Genomic DNA, 18,027 nt, shown 5'->3' on the forward strand with positions numbered 1-18,027 from the left:
GCTAAGAACTATGAAGATAATCCTACCCATATTCGCCCTTTTCCTAACCAATATCCTTCTGGCACAGAATACCAGAGCGGAGGCGAACGAATATTTTCAAAATTTGAATTTCATAGAAGCCATTAATGTTTACCAACAGCTCGAATCTAATAAGAAACGGCCAAAGCCCCTATTTGTGGAGCGACTGGCGGAAAGCTATTTCAATATAAACGACTATGCCAATGCCAAAATTTGGTACGAAAAACTTTATGCCCTTAAGGAAAAAAGAGTGGATGAAGTAACTTTTATACGATATGTACAATGCCTTAAGGCCTGTCAGGAATATATTACTGCCAACAACCTAATAAGGGAATACTATAATTACGATGAATTAAAACTTGCCACCATTTTGGAGCAGGAAAAATATTTGGACAGCCTTATAGGCGAGACTCCCACTTACGAAATAAGGAATTTGGAAATAAATTCGCCCCTATCAGACTTTGCCCCAATGTATTACAAAGATGCCATTGTATTTTCTTCCAGTCGGGCACCGGAGTCTTCGGAAGATGCGGAGTATTCCTGGAACAAGCAGCCCTATTTGTCCATTTTGACGGCCAAGAGGGATACTACCACAGGTGAACTAAAAGACGTGCAAAAATTGCATTCCAATATTCAATCTTCATTTCACGAAGGAACACTTACCTACTCTTCGGATTATAAAACCGTTTATTTCACCCAAAACTATCTAAAAGACAACGACTTACAAGTAAATCCAAAAGGATTTTCCAATATGCAGATCTTACGGGGAGAGGTGAAAGGCGATTCCATTGTGGGGGCCGTTTCATTAAAATTCAATAATCCCAAATACTCCTTTGGACATCCTTACCTGACCGAGGATGGGAAGCGACTATATTTTGTTTCCAATATGTTCGGAGGATTTGGGGAAACCGATATTTATTACGTAGATATCAGGGAGGATGGAAAATTGGGTCCGGCCACCAACCTTGGCCCCAGTGTTAACACTCCTGGAAGGGAAATGTTTCCATTTATAGCAGGCCAATACCTATATTTTGCTTCGGACAGTCACTTTGGACTAGGTGGACTCGACATTTTCAAGGCTGAAATTGAATCCGAGAATGGGTTTGGAATGGCAAAAAACATGGGAATGCCCATTAATAGCAATATGGATGATTTTGCTTTTATCGTAAACAATTCTGAAAATACCGGTTATTTTTCTTCCAATAGGATAGATGGCAAGGGTGATGACGACTTATATGCCTTTAACAAAATAGCCGAAACTATGGTCTACAAAGGCACCGTAAAGGACGAAATTAGCCAATCACCTATCCCGGAGGTTAAGATAAAGGTATATAATCGGGAAAAAGAATTGGTTTTGGAAACCACTACCGATCAACAGGGTAATTTTGAAGTAGCTTTATCACCCAGCGTGAATCATATATTTGCCTTTTTTAAACTGGAATACAAACAGGAAATCAAGATGGTCAATAATGCAGATTCGCCTAACCTTTTTAAAGATATCAGCAATACCGTGTTAACCACCTTTTCAAGTTTTGTAGTCAACGAAGGAGGAGTGGAAAAAGTTAGGGTAAACCCTATATTCTTTAATCTGAACCGACATAACATTACCTATAAGGCCGCCGCAGAACTGGACAAGATAGTGAGCTTTATGAACGCTTTCCCAAGCGTAAAAATTAAAATTGAAGCCCATACCGATTCACGGGCATCGGACACCTTTAATTTGGAACTCTCCAACAACAGGGCCAAGTCTACCCAAGAATATCTTGTGTATATGGGAATTGACCCCTCAAGAATTGAGAGCGCCATAGGCTATGGTGAGTCGCGGTTGATCAATAATTGCGCCAACGGTGTTCCCTGCAGCAATGAAGACCATCTGGCCAACAGACGCTGCGATTTCATAATTATAGGTAAATAACGAGTGAGCAACGTGCACATCCCCGCGCGATAAACTAAATTATTTGTGTATTTACTGCCCATTGAATCACCTTTTGGATGTCCAGCATTGACGTTGGTCTAAATTAGTGGTAAAATTGTTCGTTTATAAATATATTATTACCTTATTTATAAAAAGTCAACTTATTATGGAAATTTTAGGTACCCTATATGACGAGGTTGTTGGATTTTTGGGGATAAGTCAGGCACTGGAATTGTTGCAAGCCGGAGATTATAGCGTTTTCTCTACTTACGATGGTGTTGTATCCCTAATTTACCCCATAATCCCTTTGCTATTGCTATTGGAATTCATCCTTGGTCTGGTATATAAAAAACCTAATACCAAGGTGTACAAAGTTAACTTCCTCATCTATGTGTTCAATAGGTTTATTGGCCGATTTATAGCCATAGCTATGGTGACCCTTATTATAGGGTGGTTACAACCCTATGCCCCATTCCAGACCAAAATGACATGGTACTGGTTTATTTATGGATATATTGTTTGGGAATTTGGTCATTTCCTCTACCACTATTGGGGGCATAAAGTGCGACTTTTTTGGTGTTTGCATTCTACCCACCATGCACCGGAACAAATGAACCTTTCCGTAACCCATGCGCATTTTTTTCTGGAGGCCCCTTATGCCGATGCCATTAGAACAACGGTATGTATACTATTGGGTGTTGAGCCGGTTCTACTCTTTTTGATCATGTTTATAGATGGTACCTATGGGGCATTTATACATGTTGGTGAAAATTTGATGAAAGATGGCAGAATGGGGTTTTTGAACAAGATAATATTAACACCCTCCCATCATAGGGTGCATCATGCCAGAAACCCACTGTACATGGATACCAATTTCTGTAATTTATTGAATATTTGGGACAAGGTTTTTGGGACTTATCAAGAGGAACAACATGATATCCAAATAGAATACGGCATTACCCGTAAAATGGATAGTGGCAACTTCTTGGATGTTTATTTCGGCGAATTTGTTGCCCTTTTTAAAGATGTAGCCAAAGCACCCGGGTTAAAGAATAAACTCCTTTATATTATTATGCCTCCGGGTTGGAGCCATACCGGTGAACACCAGACTTCCAAATTGGTACGTGGAGCCTACTTAAACGAACAACTGGCTAAGGAGTAAATACCAGAGTAGCGATTACGATACAATGATCGCTGGCATAATTCTCACATAATACCTCATAATCCAACACCTGCCATTTTTCGGGCTGATTATACATTATATGGTCAATACAAATATTGGGACCGGTTGCTGGAAAAGTGCCGTTCCAAGCATTGGGGTGTTTGGGTTTTGAGAATTTTTCGGAAAGGATAGTGATAGGGTTGCTATTAGGCACTGCGTTGAGATCGCCCACCAACAAAGTCGGGAATTCCGTGTCCCCCAAATGGGCAACGATAGCCTTGGCCTGCATTACCTTATCAGTTTCATCCTTCAAGTGATCCAAATGCGTACCCACAAACTGAATGGTATTCCCTTTTTTGGTTTTTACCCTAGTAACCAAGGCAGCCCTGGGTTCCGAATCTGGCAAATGGGGCAGCGCCAAATTCTCACTGCCAATAAAAGTAAATTTTGATAGCACCGCTTCTCCATACTCCCCTCCATCATAATACATGGCTCGGGCAAATAACGAGGCCATTTTTGTTCGCATTCCCAATTCTGTGGGCAAATCGTAATTTTTGGCTCTTTTCGTTCTAAAATCGACCTCCTGTAGAGCCACCAAATCAGGTTGGTAATAGTTGATCACTCCTGCAATGGTATCCAAATTAAAATCGTTCTTCGTCGTGGCCCCATGTAGGATGTTAAAACTCATCACCCTTAGTGTATCTGCCTGTGCTAAACTACAATAAGAAGTGCTTCCAAAAAAAACGAAAAGAAGTAATTTTGAGAGGTGATATTTCATTTTCACAATTAAAAATTAGGGTCGAAAATATGTGTTTTCCGACCCTTATTTATACTAATCTATTAGATTCCTGCTACCGTTTTTATCTCGCCTATTATTCTATCTGCCAAGCCATCTGCTTCGGTCTGACTTTTGGCTTCCGTGTAGATTCGGATGATGGGCTCCGTATTGGATTTACGCAAGTGTACCCAATTCTCCGGAAAATCTATCTTTACCCCGTCAATTGTAGAAATTTCCTCATTTTTATATTTCTCCGCCATAGCCACTAGAATACCGTCTACATCCAAGCCAGGTGTAAGTTCAATCTTCTTTTTGCTCATAAAATAACTAGGGTAGCTGGCTCTTAGATCGCTTACGGTACCTCCCCTTTCCGCCATCAACATTAAAAATAGGGCCGTTCCCACTAGGGAGTCCCTACCATAATGACTTTCAGGATAAATAATACCGCCATTGCCCTCACCACCTATAATGGCCTTATTGGCCTTCATTTTAGTCACCACGTTTACTTCACCTACGGCAGCGGCTTCATAAGTGCCCCCGTGTTTTTCAGAAATATCCCTTAAGGCTCTTGAAGAGGATAGATTGGAAACAGTATTTCCTTTGGTTTTTCCTAATACATAATCTGCACAGGCTACCAAAGTATATTCCTCCCCGAACATTTCCCCTTCATTGGTGATGAACGCCAGGCGATCCACATCCGGATCCACAACGATTCCGAAATCGGCCTTTTCCTTTACCACCAATTCACAAATATCTCCCAAATGTTCTTTTAGAGGTTCTGGGTTATGGGGAAAATGCCCTGTGGGATCACAGTACAGCTCCACTACTTCTACCCCCAATTCCTTTAAAAGTTTAGGTATGGCAATGCCACCGGTAGAATTTACCCCGTCTACCACTACTTTAAACTTGGCCGCACGTATAACATCCGCATCCACTAAAGAAAGGTCCAACACCTCATCTATATGGATATCGATATAGGAGTCATTCCTATTAACGGTTCCCAAATCATCTACCTCTGAGAAATTAAAGGCTTCCTTTTCTGCAATATCCAATATTTTGGCACCTTGGGCTGCATCCAAAAATTCCCCTTTCTCATTTAGAAGTTTAAGGGCGTTCCATTGCTTTGGATTATGGCTGGCCGTAAGGATAATTCCTCCATCGGCCTTTTCCAAGGGAACCGCTATTTCTACGGTCGGTGTGGTGGACAGGTCCAGGTCTATCACATCTATTCCCAGTCCTACAAGGGTTGATACTACCAAATTCTGGATCATTTCTCCGGAAAGTCTAGCATCACGGCCAATAACTACCGTTAGTTTTTCCTTTTTAGAGTATTCTTTTAACCAAACACCATAAGCAGCCGCAAATTTAACCGCATCAATAGGTGTGAGATTGTCTCCAGGCCTACCGCCAATGGTACCCCGTATTCCGGAAATAGATTTTATTAAAGTCATATTTATTTATAAATTTTTACAAATATAAAAGGTTAGGTTTAAATCCTATGCCGCTAAGTTGTAAATTCGAGGTTAATAAACTTCAACCGAGGTCAATGAATTTTTTAGCACACCTATATCTATCTTTTGAAGACGACCAGATTACTATTGGGAATTTTATAGCAGACAGTATTCGGGGCAATAAATACAAGCACCTACCCGAAAAAATTCAAAAAGGAATTGTACTGCACCGTGCAATTGACACTTATACGGACAAGCACCCCATTGTAAGGCAGAGCACTAAACGACTGCACGAGAACTACAGTCATTACAGCGGTGTAATTGTCGACATTTTCTATGACCACTTTCTAGCCAAGAATTGGTCGGAATACGCCGATACCCCATTGCCCCACTTTGTGGACAATTTTTATGATCTCTTGGAAAACCATTACGATATACTTCCCATAGGTGTAAAACGCATGATGCCTTATATGATTGCGGATAATTGGATTTTGAATTATGCCAAAATGGAAGGAATATCGAGGGTTTTGAATGGAATGAATAGACGGACCCAAAATAAATCCAAAATGAATTTTGCTATTTTGGACCTTGAGGAACATTATGCCGATTTTGAAAAGGAATTTACCTATTTTTTTGATGAACTGATTATTTTTTCCAAACAGAAATATCTCAACTTGCGATAAATGTCAAGAATTTCCAGACAAAACCAACGCATTCATTGTTAAGGGACAATCATGATTTTTTTCATCTAAATATAGTATTACATTACTATAAATAAGTACCTTTAAGCTTCATTCTCCAATTTGGGAATGCTCCCCCAAATACTTATAGTTTCCCTTTATATTCATTTCCCCTCACAGTTAGTCCTCTTAACATTGTACAAACAATGGCGTGCGCTTTTATCTAAAACTTTATCTAAAATCAACAACTATGAAATTTAAACATTTAAACTACATTGGAATAGGATTGATCTTTCTCCTAATGCTTCTAAGCTGTAGTCCTGAGTCAACAATCGATGATACTCTGGAACCCGTCAATAGCAAGGCCCTCTTAAAATCGAACACTTTCTATGGCCCCCAAATATCTTTGGGGAAAGGTCATGTACGGTCATGGATAATGATTGCAAAAGACGGCACTCCAGAAGAATTGGGTGTGGAAATGTCCAAAAATTTACTAAACCAACTGCCCGAAGGTGATGATCCTGTGCAATTGGTCCTACCACTTCACAAGAAAGCAAAAGAAAATACCCCTTTTGATCATGTCTTTTTTGACTGGAATCCTCATGGACATGAACCAGATGGTGTGTTTACAGTGCCTCATTTTGATGTGCACTTTTATTTGACATCAGTAGCCGCGCGGGAGGCAATTCCTACCTACCCCGAAGCAAAGCCTCAGTTTGACAATTATCCGCCACCAGGCTACCTGCCTGTTGACTATATAACTCCGCCGGACGGTGGTACGGCAGTGCCTATGATGGGTACCCATTGGATACCATTGAGCTTTGCTCCCCCATTTACCAATATACTGCTATATGGAACTTACGATGGGGAGGTAACCTTTGTGGAACCTATGAATACTCTAGCATATATAAATAGTGGGGTTCCTTTCAGCGAAGCCTATTCGCAACCTACAAAATTTGCAAAAACCGGCTATTATCCAACGGTCTATAATGTTTATCAAAATTCAAAGAATCAAAGGCAAATTATCTCTTTAAGCGAATTCGTGCATCGACAAGCCGAATAGAAAAGATAAAAAGAGGCTGTCTAAAAAGTCAAGACAGCCTCTTTTTTATTCGGGTAGGTATCGGAGAACTATTCTCAAATACGCAAATTATGGAGGGGTTGAAATACTTTTTAGCCGCCCTCTTTTTTATGCGAATTTTTCAATTACCTAAACTAATTTCCCATGAAATCGCCAACAAAAAGAAGATTGGCCCTATTCTATTGACAAGGCGCTCATTTAACTAGCTGCCTTATACCTATTCCCATTTATTCAATCCTATAGTAAATTAATTATAATATTGTCCAAATTTACCGGGGGATTAATGATTATCGATAAATATCTTTTCAATAATATCATATAATTCAAATTTAATTGGAATATGACTATCTTTTTGGAAAATTTTTAGTCTATGATCCGTATAACTGGTTTCTTGCTTGGAATACTTCTATTTATCAATTGCAGGAACGTACCCGACCCCATACCTACAGGCCTAGTTACCGAAAAAGCAATGGTTGTCTCTGCCAGAGCGGAGGCCTCCAAAATTGGATCGGACATCCTCCAAAAGGGAGGTAATGCCTTTGATGCTATGATTGCTACGGAACTGGCTCTTGCCGTGTCCTATCCCTATGCCGGAAATATTGGTGGCGGAGGTTTTATGGTATTTAGGAAAGCCAATGGGGAAACAGGAGGTTTGGACTACCGCGAAAAAGCACCTTTGGCTGCGCATGCAGATATGTATTTGGATTCTTTGGGAAATGTAATTCCGGGTATAAGTACTTTGGGAGCCACGGCCGTAGGGGTTCCTGGTACAGTGGCCGGTGTAATTGCCGTCCACGAAAAATTTGGATCCCTATCCCTAAAAGAAATCATGGCGCCAGTTATTGAGCTGGCCAAAAAAGGCGTAGTTGTTACCGAAAATCAGGCCAAAAGATTGGAAAACTATCGTGACATTTTTATGGAAGTGAATAGTGATACGACTTTTTTTGCCACTGTTTACAAGACGGGCGATACCATAAAATACCCCGCTTTGGCAAATACCCTTCAAAAAATTTCCGATCAGGGTAAAGATGGATTTTACAAAGGGGAAGTTGCAGAAAAATTGGCCAGTTTTATCCAGGCCAAAGGCGGTTATCTTACTATTGAAGATCTTGAAAAATATGAAGCCAAATGGAGATCTCCAATTACGTTCAATTATAAGGACCTAAAAATCATATCCATGAGCCCCCCCAGTAGTGGTGGGTTTACGATAAATCAAATTTTTAAGATGATGGAACTCTATGACCTATCCAGCTATGGGCATAATTCGGTAAAATCCATTCAACTGTTTACAGAGGCTGCCCGTAGGGCCTATGCCGATAGAAACTACTTTCTGGGGGACCCGGATTTTGTGGAAATCCCTTTAATGGAACTTTTGTCGGACCAATACCTGCAAGAAAGAATGCAAAATTTTTCTTTTGATAAAGCTACCAAATCCTCGGAAGTATCCCATGGGGAGGTACAAATTGTAGAAAGCGACCAAACTACCCACTACTCTATTGTAGATTCATTTGGAAATGCCATTGCGGCCACAACAACCATTAATGGAGGTTATGGTTCCAAACTGTTCTCTGATGAACTTGGGTTCTTTCTAAATAATGAAATGGACGATTTTAGTTCCAAACCAGGGGTTCCCAATATGTTCGGACTAGTGGGTGCCGAGGCCAATAGCATCTCTGCAGAAAAGCGGATGCTAAGTAGTATGACGCCTACCATTGTGGAAAAAAATGGGGCATTATGGATGGTGGTTGGGACTCCAGGAGGGTCCACTATAATAACAGCTGTGGCTCAGACGATTCTAAATTGCTATGAGTTTAATATGAGTATGCAGGATGCTGTAAACGCTCCGCGTTTTCACCATCAATGGTTGCCCGATGCCATCATTTTTGAACCGGAAGGATTTGAGCAGAGCTTGCTCACCGCCCTAAAAAACAAGGGATACATAATTAATGAAGAAAACACCCCGGTTATAGGTAAGGTAGATGCCATTAAGATATTGCCAAGCGGTAAACTTGAAGGGGGCGCCGATAAGCGTGGGGACGATACCGCCGTAGGATTTTAGGCAATACCGTAGGTTGTATTCGCCCAATTTGTATATTAGGATCAATGGATGCATTGCGAACCACTAAAAACCGATTATAATTGATCAAAAAAATAGTCAAAATATTACTTGGAGTATTGCTGCTATTATTCACCTTGGGCGCTATTCTCTATGCTATTTACAACGAACCCCTGCCCTCTGGTATCAAAAGCCAAAATGCGGATGCCCTGGCCCAGAAAATGTTGACCGGCCTAAATTATGAGGCCTATTTGGAAACCCGTTTCCTGGAATGGTCATTTGCCAATGGGAAACACCATTATCGTTGGGACAAGGAAGCAGATACCGCCTTGGTCATGTGGAGCGATTATGTAGTGAGCCTTGACTTAAAGGTAGCCGCGAAAGGTAGGGTTGCCAAGGATAAAATACCGCTTGAAGGACTGGAGAAGGAAAAATTAATCAAGAAGGCCACCTCTTTTTTCAACAACGACTCTTTTTGGCTGGTAGCTCCTTTTAAAGTTTTTGATCCCGGTACCGAAAGAAGCATAGTATCCCTAAAAGACGGTACCCAAGCCCTATTGGTAACCTATACCTCTGGTGGCGACACACCAGGCGATTCCTACTTATGGAAATTACAGCCAAACGGTTTCCCCATTAGTTTTAAGATGTGGGTAAGTATTATCCCAATAGGTGGCATTGAAGCCAGTTGGGATGAATGGCAAGTAACGGAAAGTGGCGCATTTCTGCCCAGTAAACACAGTATTGGCCCAATTACTTTGGATATGGGTGATGTGAGGGGTTATCGCTGATACAAATACAATAAACAATGAACAATTAGCAATGAACAATTGTTAGTGATCAGTCATCAGTGAACAGTATTCAGTGAACAGTATTCAGTGAACAGTGAACAGTAATCAGTGGGCAGTTTTCAGTAGTCAGTAATCAGGGATGTTCATTGGCTGCCCGTCACTTCGAGACCCAAGAAATTTTATTTTTCAAGCGGTAATAATGACGTAAATTGGATCATAATCTACCGAATTGCAAAATAATCGTAGTCGGAATAGTGTTATTTACCTGTGTTCGAGCATGATTTTCAAAAATTTGGAAAGCGAATCTGGTACTCAATTTCTATAATTGATGTCCGTATGGTAGTCTTGCAAGCTTGTTTTTTTTGAAGGCAATTTGGTTTTATAATCATATAGCTATGAAAAAGATCAGAACCCATGCCGCAGGTATCGACATTGGGGCAAAAAAAGTGTATGTGAGTATCGAGGACCTGCCTGTAAAAAGCTTCGATACCTTTACCCAGGACCTGGAGGCTCTGGGCGTTTATCTGGTGGCCCATGGCATAGAAACTGTGGCCATGGAGGCTACGGGCGTCTATTGGGTCATTTTGTACGATATACTGGTGTCCCAAGGTCTGGATGTTTGGCTGGTCGATGGAGCGGGCACCAAACAGGTTCCCGGCAGAAAGACCGACGTAAAGGATTGCCAATGGATACAGCAATTACATAGTTATGGGCTGCTGAACAAATGTTTCGTGCCCGATATCCGGGTACAGGAACTGCGCGCCTATCAACGCCTTCGCGAGGACCACATCCGTAGTGGTGCGATGCACATCGGCCATATGCAAAAGGCATTGATACTGATGAATATCCGGCTGAAGGAAGTAATAAGCCAGATCCACGGGACAAGTGGGATGCGGATTGTCCGCGCTATCCTATCAGGCGAAAGGAATGCCGAAAAACTGGCATTGCTATGTGATCAAAGGATACTTAAAACAAAAAAGGAATGGGTGATAAGATCATTAAAGGGGCATTATTCGGAAGCCGCATTGTTCGAACTGGGCCAAGCCGTGGCCTGTTATGATTTCTATGGGGAACAAATTGCCATGTGCGACATAAAGCTGGAAGAGGTGTTGAAGAAGATGGACCTGGACGGTACACCAAAGCCAAGGTCCAAGGGAACAAGAAAAGCAATCCGTCACAATAGACCGGATATAGAGAATATGGGAGGACACTTGTTGGGGATCTTTGAGGGAAAGGATGCTACCGTCCTGCCCGGAATTACGGATTATAACTGGATGCAACTGCTGTCGGAGGTGGGCACCGATCTTGGGAAATGGAAATCGGAAAAACATTTCACCTCTTGGTTGGGACTTGCCCCAAAACAACACAATTCGGGAAAAATGAAACGCAATTACAAACCCAAGGGAGCCCCAAGGGCAGGTCTGATCTTCAAACAGGCAGCAGTAGGCCTGCTCAACAGCAAGCACATTGCATTGGGCGCTTTCGGCAGAAAGATACGGGCCAAAAAGGGAGGATTGGTGGCCATAAAGGCAGTGGCCAGGAAATTGGCCGAACTGTACTGGAAATTGTTTGTAAAGGGACTGGAGTATGTGGAGAACGGTATCCAAAAATACCAAGAGAAAATGCTCTTGAACAAACAAAGGGCGGTAACAAGAATGGCACAAGAACTAGGGTTGGGGATAACTCCATTGAAAATACAAAGTGCTGATTAACAGTTTTCTATGGTAGACGTCAATGGTAGCCTGTCTACCGGCAGGTAGGTGATTTTATGAAGCGCAGCGCAATAAAATTGTATCGAGAAGTAGACGAACAACACCAAAGCAGTTCTCGATACTAAATGCCTATCGGCATTTCACTCGAACTGACGACAGAATCAAGAACATAGAAATTCAAAAGTTTTCGACTCTGGTCGGTCTCTTTATTCTTTACTCTCTTTTCTATAGACCCTGCCTTTTGCCTTTTGGCTATTCCGTCATTGCAAGTTTACTTCTTATAAAACCATTTCCCCCGAAACCAAAAAGTCACCAACAGACCTTTGCAATTCTTATTGGTGACTTTTAGCTTATAAGGCTTTGGGTACCCCCCTACTTAAATTCAGGCCAATATTCCTTAACTTTTTTTCTTAAAAAGGCTACACTACGTTCTAGCTGATCCATTCCGTCCACGCCATCTTCAATACTGATCCAGCCATCAAAACCTACTCTTTTCAATTCCTTGAAAATAGCATCATAATCGTTTAGGCCCTTGCCAATTTCGCCGTGACTCAATCTTTTGGCATAGCCCATGGCACCACCTTCTTCCTTTCTTAAATCCTCTATCGTTCCTTCTTTTAGATAACGGTCACTGGCGTGCATGGTCACCACGCGATCGGACACCCGGTACAAGAGTTCCAAGGGGTCCTCCCCTGCCAAAAAGGTATTGCTAGGGTCGTAATTGACCCCAAAATTAGGATGGTGGATACGGTCTACCAACTTGCAAAAAATATCCATCTGCTGGGCAAATTCGGGATACTCCCAAAAATCGTCCTTATAGTGGTTCTCCAAAATTAAGGTCACCCCCAACTTTTCCGCATGCGGAAGGCACTCTTTTATGCAGTCCGCAGCAAATCCAACACCTTCTTCTATGGTTAGTTCGGGACGACGTTGTCCGGACAGCACCCTGCAATATGAACCCCCCAAAGCATGGGTCATTTCTATCCACCCTATTTGTTTTTTAATTTCCTTTTCCCGAAAAGCCGCATCCGGATGGGTAAAATCCGGGGAACAACAAAGCATGGGTATTGTTTTTCCATGGCGCTCTACCTGCTCCCTAAAAATAGGCCAGTTGGATTTATCGACCATCTCCAAAAATCCGGCGTACCATTCCAAGCCGTCTACCTCTAGTTCAACCGCCAGGTCGATCCATTCGGAAACTTTCATGGTTCCATCCTTACATAGTTCATGCATAAATGCTTTGGGAAATACTGCTAATTGTGGCAAATCTTAATTCTTTTATCGTTATTAATTATTTCTTTTTATGGGAACCTTCCCAGTTTTTGGGGAGGTTACGCCCTATTATAGGAAACTGTTCCAGATCCATTACTTGTGAGCTTACAGGACCACATTCATCGGAAAGCCAATAGAGGCAGGCCGCTGCTATTTCCTCTGGGGTAAAAATGCGTTGGGCAGGAGCAAAAATGTCCGGTATGTCCTTATACCAATCGGCTTTCATTCCCTGTTCATTCTTGTTCAATATTTCCTTTTCCGTGAGTACCCAACCTGGATTGATCTGATTTACGCGTACGCCGTAATCCCGAAACATACTGTCGCCCAGGTTCCTGGTCATGGTCATCAATGCTCCTTTGGACATGCTATAGGCCAATAGATCGGGTTCCCCGCCCCAAGCGTTAATAGAACCTATATTGAGTACACAACCTCGAACAGCTGATAAATGCGGTAAGGCCGCCTGAATGATCATTAAAGGAGCAACGGAATTCACGGCCAACATACGCTTTATAAAAGCTACTTCGGTACTTGTAATATTGGAGGAAGCAATATAGGCGGCATTGTTAACTACACCATTCAATTTTCCAAATTTGGATATGGCCTCTTCTACCAATAATTGCGGGGCACTATCTTCCGTGATATCCATAGTAAGATGACCAATACTATCCGCACCCAATTCCTCCACCAGTGCCAAGCCACGCTCCTCTTCCAAGCCGTTGACCAATACTTTGGCACCTTCCTGCACGCAACGCTTGACTATGGCCTTGCCTATACCGGTATATCCACCTGTTATTAATATGACCTTATCTTTTAATCGCATGGTCTTAACTTGGTTTTAAAACACTTTTCACCACCTTACCGGTATGCATTTGATCGAAAGCCTCATGCCAATCCTTCAATTCCCATACCCCTCCAATAATAGGCTTTACATCCAAAGTGCCTGATGCCAAAAGGGAGAGTACTTTTTCCCAAATGGGCCAGTTATGACTAAAACTACCCTGTAGGGTAACATTTTTTTGTACCAATGGGTCCAAAGAGAAGTTTAATGGCTGTGGGCCCCACCCTACCTTTGTAATATGTCCGTTGGGACGCACCAATTGTAAGGCAATTTTTAGTGTAGCACTTGCCCCTGCGGCATCTATAACACAATCTACCCCTAATCCGTCCTGTTTATTGGCCCATGCGCTGGCATCGCCCACTATTCCTTCACATCCATATTGCTTGGCTATATTCAATCTTTCCCTATCGGCTTCCAAACCAACAACGGCCACCTCAGCGCCACATAAACGGGCAACGGCAGCACAAAGGATACCTATGGTCCCGGGTCCCAATACAATAACCCTGTCCCCTGGTTTTATTTTAGAATTCATAACCACGGCATTGTACGCCACAGAACATGGCTCGGTTAAACAAGCCTGTTCGAAAGGCAAGTTTTCCGGTACCGCATGCAGACATCTGGCAGGTACTTTAACAAATCGGGTCATGGCTCCATTTACCCCGTACCCAAAACCTTTTCTAGTAGGATCCAGGTTGTAAAGGCCCTGTCTTGTAAGCGGACTGTTCAAATCTATTATTGCAGCAGTCTCGCTGACAACCCTATCACCTTCCTTCCAACCACTTACCTTTTTCCCCAATGCCGCAATATGGCCACCAAACTCGTGCCCAAGGACCACTGGATAATTTACAGGCCAACTGTGGTCTGAAGTCCATTGATGAAGATCACTTCCGCACACCCCAACGTTGGCCACTTCCAACAACACATCATCTTCGCCTATTGTCGGCTTTTCTATTTTCCTAATTTCAACACTTCCAGGCTCGGAAGAGAAATTTACTACTCCTATTGAACTCATTCGTCTTATTATTTTATTTTGTAATTGTTGATTAGCGTGTTACTTCCCCGTAGGCATGGATCTTTTCACAGATTAGTCGCAAAGAACTTTCCAAGTCACCATCGGCAGTCTTAAAGGAATCTGCATCTATGGTCAAGGGAGCTCCCAGTACTACCATTGGCGCCCCATATTCAGGACAGCGTATGGCCTGCTCCAAGGTAAGTCCGCCCACAGCCTGTACCGGAACTTTAACGGCATTGACCACCTCGCGCAATTGATCCATTGGGCTTGGCATTTTTAAGCCTTGGGCAGCAATTCCACGGCGTTCGTCATAACCGATATGGTGGATTATATAGTCACAGCCAAGGTCTTCCAACCATTTGGCCCCTTCCACCATATCCGGACAACCTAAATTATCGCCCATTACCTTTACCCCGTAATCTTTGCCCGCCTGTACTACCACTTTTATAGTTTCCGCATGTGCCCTAGCCATTACCACTACATGGGTAGCACCAGCCTTGGCCATCATTTCGGCCTCCAAATACCCACCGTCCATCGTCTTAAGATCTGCTACTATAGGGATTTTGGGAAAGGCCTCCCTTAATTTTCGAACCCCGTGCAATCCTTCTGCTAGAATAAGGGGAGTGCCCGCTTCCAGCCAGTCCACCCCTGCACGTAATGCCATGGCGGCCGTTTCTAAAGCTTCATCTATATTGGTAAGGTCTAGGGAAATTTGTACAATTGGTTTCATAAATGGTCAATAAATATTTAAATTATAAGGTTGTAATCTTTGATTTAACCTAAGCCGCAATCAATCTAAAACATTCGTAAAATATTCATAAAAAGCATTGATTTTTTTGGGCTACAGCGTCAATCCAAAGATAAAGAATCGCAATACATAAAATTTATCAATTATAAATCCAATATTACCCTTTTATGATTTATACACCCCTGTATTGCCACAATCAATAATAAATATAGCCTATGGTTGTCAATGCCATTATTGTCTTTTATATTCTTGGAAGAACTATTATTATTGCAAAAGATAAATTTTAAATAATACTAATTTAATACCGAATAAAGGCGAATAGGCCAATTTTGCTACCTTTTAATATCAAGAGCTCAATTGTCCCGTTGGAGGTTCAAGCCATTCAAAACATAACATCCAAAATCATATTTATCTTATTAACTACATAATGACCTTAGCTTTAAATAGACCTTCAAAATTACTTTTTGCCATAATTTTCTATAGTATCACAGGATTCCTCGTTGGCCAGGAAAATTCCCAGTCCCCGAAAGACTCTTTGCCCTTAAACGCCTTGGAGGAAGTAGTGGTTACGGCAAACAGATACGGATCCATACAACATAAGACCCCGGAAGCCATTGAGGTGGTCAACAACAACTCTATACAAAGATTTCAATTGCGTACTGCTCCCGAAGCACTGCTATTGGCTCCAGGGGTGTTTGTTCAAAAAACCAACCATGGTGGAGGATCGCCCTTTATAAGGGGGTTAACAGGGAATCAAACCTTACTGCTTTATGACGGTATCCGCCTTAATAATGCCACGGTAAGATCGGGACCCAACCAGTATTTTAATACTATTGATGTGTTCAGCGTGGGCAAAATGGAAGTTTTACGTGGAAGCGGTTCTGTACAATATGGTTCCGATGCCATAGGGGGAACCATCCAAGCCTTGAGCACAGAGGTGGAAACCACTGAAAAACCGGTTTGGGGTACGGATCTTTTTACCCGATTTGTGACACAGGACATGGAACAGACGGCCAATGCAGCCTTAAAATACGGTGATAAACGAGTGGCCTTTAGGGCCAATGCCACATGGCGAAATTTCGGAGACCTTGTAGGTGGTGATACCACCGGACAACAGATTCCAACCGGCTACAGAGAATTGGATTTTGACCTCAAGGGAAAAATATTGCTGTCGGACCGTTCCCGCCTCACCACAGTGTACCAACGTGTGCATCAAAAAGATGTTCCCGTCTACCACAAGGTAGCCTTGGAGGATTATGCATTAAATAAGATGGACCCGCAAAAAAGGGAACTAGCCTATGCTAGACTCCAGCAGGACTTGGGGAACAACATCTTTAAAACTGCGGTGGTTACCGCTTCCTACCAACATCATGAGGAAGGTAGGATATTGCAAAAAAATGGCTCCACTTCACTGCGAACTGAAAATGATAAGGTGAGGACCTTTGGATTTTCTGCCGAAACATTTTCGAGCCATGGTAAAATATGGTCCGCAAATACCGGGGTCGAGATCTATAACGACAAGGTAAGAAGTAGTCGCACCGATAAGGATCTGACCACCAGCAACGAAACGGCCAATCGCGGCTTATATCCAGACGGGGCTACCATGACCAGTATTGCCGCTTTCAGCATGCATACCCTGAGCATGGAGCAATGGGACATTACAGCAGGTTTACGGTTCAACACCTTTATCAACAAAGTAACCGATTCGGTCTTGGGCGATACCAAACTTACGCCCTCGGCTTTAGTTGGAAACTTGGCCCTGCAGCGAAGATTGAATGAAACATCCAATGTCTTTGCCTCCATCAATACAGGCTTTAGGGCTCCGAATATCAATGATCTTGGATCCTTGGGCATAGTAGATTTTAGGTACGAAACACCCAATTTCAATCTAAAACCGGAACATTCCCTACAATATCAACTGGGCTACAAATTTCGTAACCGTGCCGTGAAGGCCGAAGTATTTTTATATCGTAATGAATTGTACGATTTAATTGTGCGGAACAGAATAGCTGGCGACAGTATTGAGGGCTATCCCGTTTATCAAAAGAAAAATGTGGAACGCAGCTTTATCCAAGGGGTGGAAATGGGATTGGATCTAAGCCTGAATCCAAATTGGAACCTATCAGGAAATATGACCTATACCTATGGCCAAAACAAAACCAGTGATGAACCGGCTCGCCGAATCCCACCCTTATTTGGTCGATTGGCCACCTCCTACACTATAAAGAACTGGAACCTCAATGCTGATTGGCTCTTGGCCGGCAAACAGGATCGTTTGGCGTCTGGGGATGTAGACGACAATAGAATCCCTGATGGTGGTACGCCCGGTTGGAACGTACTTAATATACATGGCAGTTATTCCATTAATTACATTACCATAGCTGTTGGACTACAGAATATCTTCAATGAGGATTATAGATACCATGGCTCTGGAGTCAATGGCTATGGGAGGTCTGGAGTGTTATCGGTTGCTGCGAGGTTGTAATGGTGATTTTTGAGGTTTAAACCAAGAACGG

At 42.4% G+C, this 18,027-nt stretch carries 14 protein-coding genes; 8 read left to right on the plus strand and 6 right to left on the minus strand.

Annotated features, from left to right (window positions below; all coding sequences use genetic code 11):
* The first annotated feature begins 10 nt into the window (after positions 1-10).
* Together U735_RS0114105 and U735_RS0114110 are read left to right on the plus strand one after the other, a co-directional pair.
* Positions 11-1,933: an OmpA family protein gene (locus U735_RS0114105; RefSeq protein ID WP_031444442.1), complete on the plus strand. Its 1,923-nt coding sequence runs from the start codon at positions 11-13 to the stop codon at positions 1,931-1,933.
* A gap of 166 nt (positions 1,934-2,099) precedes the next feature.
* Positions 2,100-3,095, plus strand: coding sequence for a sterol desaturase family protein (locus U735_RS0114110; RefSeq protein ID WP_031444443.1), 996 nt, complete (start codon positions 2,100-2,102; stop codon positions 3,093-3,095).
* Here U735_RS0114110 and U735_RS0114115 read toward each other — a convergent pair.
* A complete protein-coding gene (locus tag U735_RS0114115) occupies positions 3,085-3,873 on the minus strand; it encodes an endonuclease/exonuclease/phosphatase family protein (RefSeq protein WP_034248488.1) in 789 nt (262 codons plus the stop codon). The two genes, U735_RS0114110 and U735_RS0114115, sit on opposite strands and share 11 nt — an antisense overlap.
* Positions 3,874-3,935: 62 nt before the next feature.
* Positions 3,936-5,324: a phosphoglucosamine mutase gene (gene glmM, locus U735_RS0114120; protein ID WP_031444445.1), complete on the minus strand. Its 1,389-nt coding sequence runs from the start codon at positions 5,322-5,324 to the stop codon at positions 3,936-3,938.
* A 95-nt stretch (positions 5,325-5,419) separates the two neighbouring features.
* Here glmM and U735_RS0114125 point away from each other — a divergent pair, with 95 nt between their 5' ends.
* From U735_RS0114125 to U735_RS0114145, 5 genes are all read left to right on the plus strand, one after another.
* Positions 5,420-6,007 carry an acyl carrier protein phosphodiesterase gene (locus U735_RS0114125; RefSeq protein WP_031444446.1) on the plus strand — a complete coding sequence of 196 codons (588 nt, stop codon included), beginning with the start codon at positions 5,420-5,422 and terminating at the stop codon, positions 6,005-6,007.
* A gap of 247 nt (positions 6,008-6,254) precedes the next feature.
* The gene (locus U735_RS0114130) at positions 6,255-7,067 is read left to right on the plus strand and encodes a DUF5602 domain-containing protein (protein WP_146032786.1); all 813 of its coding nucleotides are present in this window, start codon (positions 6,255-6,257) and stop codon (positions 7,065-7,067) included.
* Between the two features lie 388 nt (positions 7,068-7,455).
* Positions 7,456-9,144, plus strand: a complete 1,689-nt coding sequence (gene ggt, locus U735_RS0114135; RefSeq protein WP_031444448.1) for a gamma-glutamyltransferase — start codon at positions 7,456-7,458, stop codon at positions 9,142-9,144.
* Positions 9,145-9,224: 80 nt separating this feature from the next.
* The gene (locus U735_RS0114140) at positions 9,225-9,929 is read left to right on the plus strand and encodes a hypothetical protein (RefSeq protein ID WP_083260541.1); all 705 of its coding nucleotides are present in this window, start codon (positions 9,225-9,227) and stop codon (positions 9,927-9,929) included.
* A 395-nt stretch (positions 9,930-10,324) separates the two neighbouring features.
* Entirely contained in the window at positions 10,325-11,641 is a 1,317-nt protein-coding gene (locus U735_RS0114145) for an IS110 family RNA-guided transposase (RefSeq protein WP_031442239.1), read from the plus strand.
* A gap of 372 nt (positions 11,642-12,013) precedes the next feature.
* Here U735_RS0114145 and U735_RS0114150 read toward each other — a convergent pair whose 3' ends face one another.
* Genes U735_RS0114150 through U735_RS0114165 form a run of 4 tightly spaced genes read right to left on the minus strand, consistent with a single transcriptional unit; the run spans position 12,014 to position 15,493 of the window.
* Entirely contained in the window at positions 12,014-12,907 is an 894-nt protein-coding gene (locus U735_RS0114150) for a sugar phosphate isomerase/epimerase family protein (RefSeq protein ID WP_031444450.1), read from the minus strand.
* Positions 12,908-12,932: 25 nt separating this feature from the next.
* Positions 12,933-13,733 carry an SDR family NAD(P)-dependent oxidoreductase gene (locus U735_RS0114155; RefSeq protein ID WP_031444451.1) on the minus strand — a complete coding sequence of 267 codons (801 nt, stop codon included), beginning with the start codon at positions 13,731-13,733 and terminating at the stop codon, positions 12,933-12,935.
* Positions 13,734-13,737: 4 nt separating this feature from the next.
* Positions 13,738-14,763 carry a zinc-binding dehydrogenase gene (locus U735_RS0114160; RefSeq protein ID WP_031444452.1) on the minus strand — a complete coding sequence of 342 codons (1,026 nt, stop codon included), beginning with the start codon at positions 14,761-14,763 and terminating at the stop codon, positions 13,738-13,740.
* A gap of 31 nt (positions 14,764-14,794) precedes the next feature.
* The gene (locus U735_RS0114165; protein ID WP_031444453.1) at positions 14,795-15,493 is read right to left on the minus strand and encodes an orotidine 5'-phosphate decarboxylase / HUMPS family protein; all 699 of its coding nucleotides are present in this window, start codon (positions 15,491-15,493) and stop codon (positions 14,795-14,797) included.
* A 445-nt stretch (positions 15,494-15,938) separates the two neighbouring features.
* Here U735_RS0114165 and U735_RS0114170 point away from each other — a divergent pair, with 445 nt between their 5' ends.
* Positions 15,939-17,996, plus strand: a complete 2,058-nt coding sequence (locus U735_RS0114170) for a TonB-dependent receptor plug domain-containing protein (RefSeq protein WP_051892156.1) — start codon at positions 15,939-15,941, stop codon at positions 17,994-17,996.
* Positions 17,997-18,027: the final 31 nt, after the last annotated feature.

It is taken from the genome of Arenibacter algicola, from assembly GCF_000733925.1.
In the GTDB taxonomy this organism is placed as follows: domain Bacteria; phylum Bacteroidota; class Bacteroidia; order Flavobacteriales; family Flavobacteriaceae; genus Arenibacter; species Arenibacter algicola.